At 45.7% G+C, this 7,976-nt stretch carries 6 protein-coding genes; 1 reads left to right on the top strand and 5 read right to left on the bottom strand.

Features of this window, described 5'->3' with window-relative positions:
- Window positions 1-21: 21 nt before the first annotated feature.
- The 3 genes from AACT52_RS39725 to AACT52_RS39735 form a co-directional block, all read right to left on the bottom strand.
- Entirely contained in the window at window positions 22-1,998 is a 1,977-nt protein-coding gene (locus AACT52_RS39725; protein ID WP_073628917.1) for an ATP-binding cassette domain-containing protein, read from the bottom strand.
- 171 nt (window positions 1,999-2,169) lie between these two features.
- Entirely contained in the window at window positions 2,170-3,489 is a 1,320-nt protein-coding gene (locus AACT52_RS39730) for an HlyD family secretion protein (protein WP_073628919.1), read from the bottom strand.
- 85 nt (window positions 3,490-3,574) lie between these two features.
- A complete protein-coding gene (locus AACT52_RS39735) occupies window positions 3,575-4,300 on the bottom strand; it encodes a TetR/AcrR family transcriptional regulator (RefSeq protein ID WP_073628921.1) in 726 nt (241 codons plus the stop codon).
- A 389-nt stretch (window positions 4,301-4,689) separates the two neighbouring features.
- Here AACT52_RS39735 and AACT52_RS39740 point away from each other — a divergent pair, with 389 nt between their 5' ends.
- Window positions 4,690-5,451, top strand: coding sequence for a M48 family metallopeptidase (locus AACT52_RS39740; protein WP_073628923.1), 762 nt, complete (start codon window positions 4,690-4,692; stop codon window positions 5,449-5,451).
- 52 nt (window positions 5,452-5,503) lie between these two features.
- On the opposite strand, the gene cruF is transcribed toward AACT52_RS39740, so the two are convergent.
- Together cruF and AACT52_RS39750 are read right to left on the bottom strand one after the other, a co-directional pair.
- Window positions 5,504-6,406: a gamma-carotene 1'-hydroxylase CruF gene (gene cruF, locus AACT52_RS39745; protein WP_073628925.1), complete on the bottom strand. Its 903-nt coding sequence runs from the start codon at window positions 6,404-6,406 to the stop codon at window positions 5,504-5,506.
- Window positions 6,407-6,711: 305 nt separating this feature from the next.
- Window positions 6,712-7,593 carry an acyl-CoA desaturase gene (locus AACT52_RS39750; protein WP_073628927.1) on the bottom strand — a complete coding sequence of 294 codons (882 nt, stop codon included), beginning with the start codon at window positions 7,591-7,593 and terminating at the stop codon, window positions 6,712-6,714.
- Window positions 7,594-7,976: the final 383 nt, after the last annotated feature.

The raw sequence follows: 7,976 nt of genomic DNA on the forward strand, positions 1-7,976 counted from the left end.
TTAAGTCCTATGTACGTTGGCTTAATCCTTTGGCACATCTAAACCCCGCTGTCGTGCCTGTTCCACCACACTAATGAATACGTCTTCCAGCGAAAACTCGATATCTCGATGGCTTTTCACTTTTACCCCAGCCTCAACGAGCCAATTTTCGACTTGGGGAATCTGAGTGCGCGGCTCATCCAAAACTGTATGTAGACGGGAACCGAAAATCGACACCCGCCTGCGCTCCAACTTCTGCTTGAGCACATCCGCAGCCTTTTGCACTTGCTCACACTCCCATTCCACCAATTGTCCTGGCTGCTCTTGTTTGACTTGACGCGGTGTCCCTTGAGCTACGAGTTCCCCGGCTACCATGAATCCCAAGCGGTGACACTGTTCGGCTTCTTCTAGATAATGGGTAGTTACCAGTATTGCCATGCCTTCAGCGGCAAACTGGTTGATCCAACGCCAAAATTCTCTTCTTGCAAGCGGATCAACACCAGAAGTTGGCTCGTCAAGAAACACAACTTTCGGTTCGTGCATGACTGCTGCGCCAAAAGCAACGCGCTGCTTCCAACCTCCTGGTAAGTCCGCAGTTAGCCTACCCTCTTGACCTAGTAAATCGCTCATCTGGAGTACCCAGTTTTTCTTAGCTCGTCGATGACGGCGAGGTATACCATAAACACCGCAGTAAAACTCCAGGTTCTGTCCAATCGTCAGGTCATCGTATAGGGTAAACTTTTGCGACATATAGCCGATTTTCTGACGCACTTCGGCACTGCGTAATTGACCCGTTTCCCCTGCCAAACTCACTTTGCCAGAACTTGCTGGCAACAAGCCACAAAGCATTTTGATGACGGTTGTCTTTCCGGCACCATTCGCCCCCAAAAGACCAAAAACTTCACCGTATTTAATGTCTAAATTAATATTCTTAACTGCGTGGAAATTACCAAAAACTTTATTCAAATTTTCCGCCCCAATGGCTGTTCCCTCAGATTTTTCTTGATAGAAAATTTGCGGATAATTGCCTGTAGAAGTTTCGCCTTTAAGTTCCCGCAACCGGGCGACAAAGGTGTTCTCTAGAGTTGGGGTATCAATAGCAAGATTTTCAACTTTAATCTGTTGTTGCTCCAAGACGCGCTCAATTCTGTGACTGGTTTCTTTAGGCTGCGCTGTAAGTACATCTAGGCGATCGCCAAAACGTTGCACATCTTGCGCCAAATCTCGTAAATCAACGTTATTCTTGAGAATGTCTGCAGCTTTGTCTAATTGCGCCACAGGCATATAAACTTCTAACCGTTGCACACCCAAGCTCGCTTTTACTTTAGCAGGCGTGTCGCATTGCTGAATTTTGCCCTCATACATCAAAGCAATCCGCGAACAGCGTTCTGCTTCATCTAGGTAGGGGGTAGCGACGACTGTTGTCATGCCTTCACTCACAGCCAAATCTGCTAAGATATCCCAAAACTCGCGGCGCGATACCGGATCTACACCCGTTGTCGGCTCATCCAACAACAAAATTTTTGGCTGGTGAATCAGCGCACAGCACAAAGCAAGTTTTTGCTTCATTCCCCCAGAGAGGCGTCCAGCTAGACGTTCTTTAAACTGTGCCAAGTCTAGTAACTTTAAGTAGTGTTCGCTACGGCTTTTCAAAGCAGCTTCAGTGACCTCACGTAACCCTGCGGCATAACGTAAATTTTCCCATATGCTCATATCCAGGTAAAGACTAAAGCGCTGGGTGAGGTAGCCCATTTGCAGGCGCACATCCCAAGGTTTGGAATCCAATACCTCGACGATGCCGCTTGTTTGTGGCATGACTCCTGAGAGAATCTGAAATGTGGTGGTTTTGCCTGCCCCATCAGGTCCTATTAGCCCAAAAATCTCACCTTGATAGATGTCTAAGTTGATACCTGCTACTGCTTCAGTTTGTTTGTTGTAGCGGTGTTGTAAGTCCCGGATGGAGATGACTTTGGAGTTGGTGCGTTTTTGTGGAGTGTTGGTCTGGAGCGTTGCTGTCATAATTTTATGAAGCACTAATTATAGCGGTTTGCAACCTGGAGTAAGGTAGAGAAAGAAATAATGAACCACAGATGGACACAGATGGACACAGATAAATAATTACTTTATTCAATTGAATTGCGCTGTATATGAGAGGCAAGATGCCTGTCCCACAGCACGCAGAGGAGAGAATTATTGTTTGGATTTCCACGGAAGGGAAAACTGAGTAGAAGCACGTTTTTGCTGTGTTTCTGGTACAAGGATTCGACCGTCAGCGGGCATTCCTGGTTTTGCTAAACCTTGGGAATTTTTCAGCGTGACTTCTACTCCAAATACTTGTGTTACCCTGTCTTTTTTAAAATAAGTGTTTTCCGGGGTGAAACTGGCTTTGGGGTCTATGCGAGTGACTGTTGCCTGTAGCGGTTGCTTGGGAAATGTATCTAAGTACACTAAACTAGGCTGACCAATTCTGACTTTGCCGATTTCTCCTTCGGGGATGAAACCACGCAGGTAAAGATTGTCAAGATTGATTATCGTTAATAGTGGGGCACCAGCTGCAACGACTTCGCCTGGTTCTACAGAACGGGTGATGACATTACCAGCTAAGGGGCTTTTAATAACTAAGTAATTTAAGTTTGCTTGAGTTTGCGCTTGTGTGGCTTCGGCATCGCGGACTTCCTGCTGGGAGACTGATATATCGGTACGGGCTTGGGCGATTTGTTTTTCAACTTGTAATGCCGCTGCGGCGCGAATTGGTGGATTGCTGAGAGTAGATTGGGCTTGGGTTAGGGTTCCTTGCGCTGACTGAACTTGCTGCTGGGCAGCAGCAACGCGAGCAAGAGCAACACCTAATCCAGCATTATCTTCATCCCGTCGCTGAGCTGACACAGCACCTTCGGCATACAAGGAACTAGTGCGTTGTTGTTTTACCTGTGCCAGTTTCAAGTTTGCCTGAGCCTCTACTAACTGCGATCGCGCAGCCGCTAAAGCGTTCTCTGCCTGCACAACTCGACCTTTACTTTCTTGATTCGCCTGCTGGGTGGTCAGATTAGCTTGTTGTAGCTGTGCTTGGAGTACGGGCAACTGCTGGCGGGCGCGTTCTAACCTCTCCTGTGCCGCACGTACGCGGGCAACGGCTCCTTGTAGTTGGGCACGCAATTCGGAGTCGTCTATTTGCACTAACAGTTGACCTGGCTTAACCATATCTCCTTCTCTAACGGCTACGTTGGCTATTCGACCACCGATTTTGGCAGATACATCGGTTTCATAGCCTTCAATACGTCCACTTAAAAACAGACCATCAGGCTCAGGCTGATAAAAACATACACGATAAACTCCGTATCCGACCCCAGCTAGGAGGGCGATCGCCCCCAAAATCAGCACTGGTTTAGGAATGCGTCGTCGCGGCTTCTGCGGTGGCGGCTGGGGCTTCGAGGGTTGCTTTAGGTCGTTTTTGGTAATGCTGGGAGCCTGTTTAGAGTCATGGATAGGATTGGGCTGCGTTTGTGTCATAACAACTCCGTGGGTAGTGATGAATTCCTAAATTCTTCATGTTGATTGATTGATTAATCAACTTTGCTCCAAAAAAAATTTGGCTTCAAGCTTGGTTGTAGCCGTTTTCATTCAAGTCAAACACACCTTGCGGCAGAGAATGTGGTATTACATCTGCGGTGGTAGCAAACTGTCTGTATGAATCCTTATCAGAGATTGAAACCATGCCTCGCAGGAAAACCTCGACAGCAGTTGCTACCATCGTATCAGAGCTAATTTGCTGAGCATCAGGTTGTTGGAATAGTTCACGCGTGAGCATATACGCAAGAAATGGACCGATAAAACAGCGAGCTGCTGCTGCTGGGTTCATAGGTTTCATGACTCCAACTGACATTTGCTTTGCCAGATAGCGAGTTAAGAAAGAAATAGAACGACTAGGTCCAATTTTGTTAATCATCTCAGCAACTCCAGGCTGCCGAAACGCTTCACCCAACAACAGCTTCATCAGCGTAATAGATGTCGGGTTTTCCAATACTTTGAGAAAGGCTTTTCCAAAAATGGTGAGGGCATCCTGCGGTGGTTTGCTCATGATGTCCTCCTCACTGTGGAGCAGCAATTGCAGCACTGGTAGGCGTTGCTCAACCACTTGCTCAAACAAGTCGCTTTTATCCTTAAAGTAGTGATATATCAACCCAGGTGAGCCAATCCCCGCTGCTGCTGCAATATCCTTGTTGGTCGCCTTCTCGAAGCCCTTGCTAGCAAAGACTTCTAATGCACCGTCAATAATCTGCTGTCGCCGACCTTCAAAGTCTTGTTCGTCGCGTGGAGGCATAGCTGTTATTGATTGATTGGTCAATTAATAAAATAACATGATTAGTCATGGGTGCATATACAAATGAGATGAACCTTAGCATATAATAATATTAAGGGTTCTAAGTAATTCCTCAAAATAAACAAAATAAACCTTAGATCAGTACACCAAAATTGTTCAAATCTAGCAACCTTCTGGGGAATGATTTTGGGAGCGGTGCGGTCTGCAAGTCAAATTCCTCCTTTGTGGTGGCTCTCTTGGTCGAGATGTTGGTCTATATTTTAGCTAAACATGACAGGTAGATTGAGCAAAATCTCACTCAAACAGATTTAATACGCGCAATCTTAAAGTTGTTTTTAACAAAAACACCATAAAAGCTTTTTCCACTCTATAACTATTTACTCTTGACTATGAAATCTCGCTTTTCTAAATTGCGTAAAAGTCTTGCCTTCTTTCTTGCTGGCTTGGGGACTTCTGTAGGTGTGGGATTGGTGACTCCCACGCCAGCGAGTGCGCTTCCTTGGGGTCAGTTACTTTTTAATGGCGTTCAGTTGTTGCAACTGTCTAATTTGTCAACACAGCAAAAAGTTGAACTGGGTCAGGAGATTCACCAACAGGTACGCAGCAATTACAGACTCTCTACTAATGAGAAGGTTACGCGAGTGGGTCAACGAGTGGCAGCAGCTAGTGACTGTTCTCAATATCCGTTTCACTTTTATGTAGTTCAAGACTCAAGCATTAATGCTTTTTCAACTACGGGTGGTTACGTTTATGTCCACACCGGGCTGCTCAATGCAGTGGATAATGAAGACCAGTTAGCGGCTGTTTTGGGTCACGAAATTGGTCACATTTGCAACAACGACCTGGTCAACAAGCTCAGACAAGCACAACTCGCTCAAGGTGCAGCCTCTGTAGCTGGTTTAGACAGAAGTACTGTGGCTGCCGCAGCTTATAAATTAGCTGTAGACCTACCTAATAGCCGGGATGCTGAATACAACGCTGATGAGAAAGGACTTAGGTACATCCAACGAGCAGGTTATAACCCTAATGCGATGCCTGCATTTTTAAGCAAATTGGTGAACCAGCGTTCTACACCGTCGTTTTTGAGTGACCACCCAGGAGCGCGAGAGCGGATTTCTGTTTTACAAAGGAAAATTGCTGCAGGTCGGTAAAGGTAGCAAGGAAACCGATTTGTCTATAAACTTGGGTTCCTAACAAAGAAGCTCAAACTTTTGATAGGGCAGCAACGGTGGGTGAGCTGGAAGATGGGGGGACTACCGCCGTTGACTTGGCAGCCCACCATAGGACAACAGCGGGAACCACACCCAGCAGCACACTGATTGCTGTAGGAATCCAGAATCGGCTGCCGAGTTGACTCATCGTGATGATGGCTCCGAAGGCAAAGTTAACTAGGTAGATGAAGAGCGGAACCCGCAGTTGATTACGGATCAGTTGCGTTGAAGGGGTACGCCAGAAAAGGGCTGCCACAGACATGAAAAGTGCCCCAGTTCCTAACCAGCCGCTCAGGTTACGGTAGGGCATGCCAAAGAACTGTCCCAGATCTTGAAATTCCCAGAAAGGGTAAGGAGTCTGGCTCATGGCGGGATCTAACACAAAGTCCCAGGCAGTAAGGAGGAGAGCACCCAGAGCGATCGCCCCCAACTGCTTGATCCAACCATTAACCCCCTTCGCCTCCAGCCCAACTCGCGCCAGCAGATAGCTAGACATTCCCATATAAAACCAGGACAACGGAATGGTGAATGGCACCAATCCGGCAATTTTGTACCCTAAACCGCTCAAATACTGATAATGACCAAACGGAATGCCTGTGCTGGTTCCTAGGAGTTCACTGCACAGTGACAAAACCACGGCAGGTAGCATAAACCCCAGCCAGTTTTGCCAACCCAGCATTCGGTAAGCATAAATCGCAACGGTAGCTGTTCCTAAAAGAATGTAGACAGCGCCACCTCCGATCATGCTCCAGCTAAAAAGTGTTTGACCAAAGGGCGGTAAGGTCCCAATAAAGGCAGGATTGGGCAATACAAGCAGCAATCCTGCCAATCCAAACACCAACGACAAAATGTGACTTGCAAGACACAGGCGCTCAACAGTAATTAACGGCTTCATCAAGACTCCTTGGATATAGTCATGTTGTGGATTTAGCGCCCCATGTTTACCGAAGAAAGGCAGAGGGCAGAGGGCAGAGGGCAGAAGGAAAGATTGTCACCTTTTAGACGAATTGAAGTCCTCTGTGCTCTGCCATACGGTAAGACAGCCCCTGAATTTATTTCTCGAGGCAAATAATAGAGTGCAAACCTTATTAAATCCCCCGCTTTTAAGCGTGGGAATGCCTTCAGCATAGCTGCCTTCGTACTTCTGCCTTCTTAACTTTAAGGCAACTGGGGCAACTGCAGGTCGGGCTTGCTCCCCTCTTAAAAGCACTTTGTAGATAGACAATGAGACTTCTCATAGATTTTTCTGGGAGGAGTTCTTAAATCCCAAACGATTCCTAGCCATGAAAGTAGCTTAAGAATGTAATGGGTAATATCTATTTCCCACCAGTAAAAACCTTGCCGTTCTGAAGCAGGATAGTAATGATGATTATTATGCCAACCTTCCCCTAGAGTAATGAGAGCTAAAAACCAATTATTGCGACTAGTATCTGTTGTATCAAAACGACGAGAACCAAAGATATGGGCGAGAGAATTAATTGTAAAAGTCGTGTGATAAAGCAGTAAAGTACTTAAACAAAATCCCCACACAAACATCTGTAAACCAGTCGTTCTTAGCTGAGGGGTATACAGCTGACATAGTATTCCGATTGCTATCAAAGTGAGTCCTAGCACGGTAGGAGCAATCATATGAAAACGGTTTAAGTACTGCAACTCCGGATATTGTGCAAAATCTCGAACGTTCTGTTCATTCGTTTTGGAATATTCAGGACACATCACCCAGCCAATATGCGACCACCAGAAACCATGAACAACGGGGGAATGAATATCTTGTTCCGTATCTGTATTGCGGTGGTGATGACGATGATGCGCTGCCCACCATAATGGACCTAACTGAGCTGAGGAATTGCCTAGAACAGCAAGAATAAACTGAAACCAACGTGTTGTTTTATAAGCACGATGTGAAAAATAACGGTGGTATCCTGCTGTCACTCCAAACATCCGCACAAACCAGAGTATAAAGCACGTAATGAGAGCAGCCCAACTAAAGCCCACCCAAAAAATAAACAGGCAACCGATATGAACGGATATAAAGGGAATATTACCTAAAATATCTATTTTATGTTCTTGTCTTGATAACATATGTGAGCCGTTGAGCCAGGGTTTGGAAATACGAAAAGTTATTAGAAAAAATCTTCGGGAACTACCGCCGCGAAGATGTCGGTGTTCATGGAGAAGTTTTTAATCTGTACTTCTACAGCATGGCAGATGGGTGCTTGAGATTTGGTTTTGCTTCATGTTTGAGATGTATAAGATGAGTTTATAACGTTTGAAATTGTTACAAAACTTTAAAAAATCGATAACATCTCAGTACCACTTGTCATTTAGAGTTGTTAACTCATACCTAGAAGGGCAAAACTCAACATTCATAGGGTGTTTATGGAATGAATTGCACAACTTCACCTAGAAGATTCAGTGTGAAGAACGTTTGAGTTAGTTTCATTTTGATGAAATTAGAGTATATC

The organism is Scytonema sp. HK-05, assembly GCF_963872035.1.
Lineage (GTDB): Bacteria > Cyanobacteriota > Cyanobacteriia > Cyanobacteriales > Nostocaceae > Kalymmatonema.

Excerpts from the sequence above, each read along its gene's own strand:
- AACT52_RS39735 (WP_073628921.1), bottom strand. The coding sequence starts at position 4,300 with ATGCCTCCACGCGACGAACAAGACTTTGAAGGTCGGCGACAGCAGATT.
- cruF (WP_073628925.1), bottom strand. The coding sequence starts at position 6,406 with ATGAAGCCGTTAATTACTGTTGAGCGCCTGTGTCTTGCAAGTCACATT.
- AACT52_RS39730 (WP_073628919.1), bottom strand. The coding sequence starts at position 3,489 with ATGACACAAACGCAGCCCAATCCTATCCATGACTCTAAACAGGCTCCC.
- AACT52_RS39725 (WP_073628917.1), bottom strand. The coding sequence starts at position 1,998 with ATGACAGCAACGCTCCAGACCAACACTCCACAAAAACGCACCAACTCC.
- AACT52_RS39740 (WP_073628923.1), top strand. The coding sequence starts at position 4,690 with ATGAAATCTCGCTTTTCTAAATTGCGTAAAAGTCTTGCCTTCTTTCTT.
- AACT52_RS39750 (WP_073628927.1), bottom strand. The coding sequence starts at position 7,593 with ATGTTATCAAGACAAGAACATAAAATAGATATTTTAGGTAATATTCCC.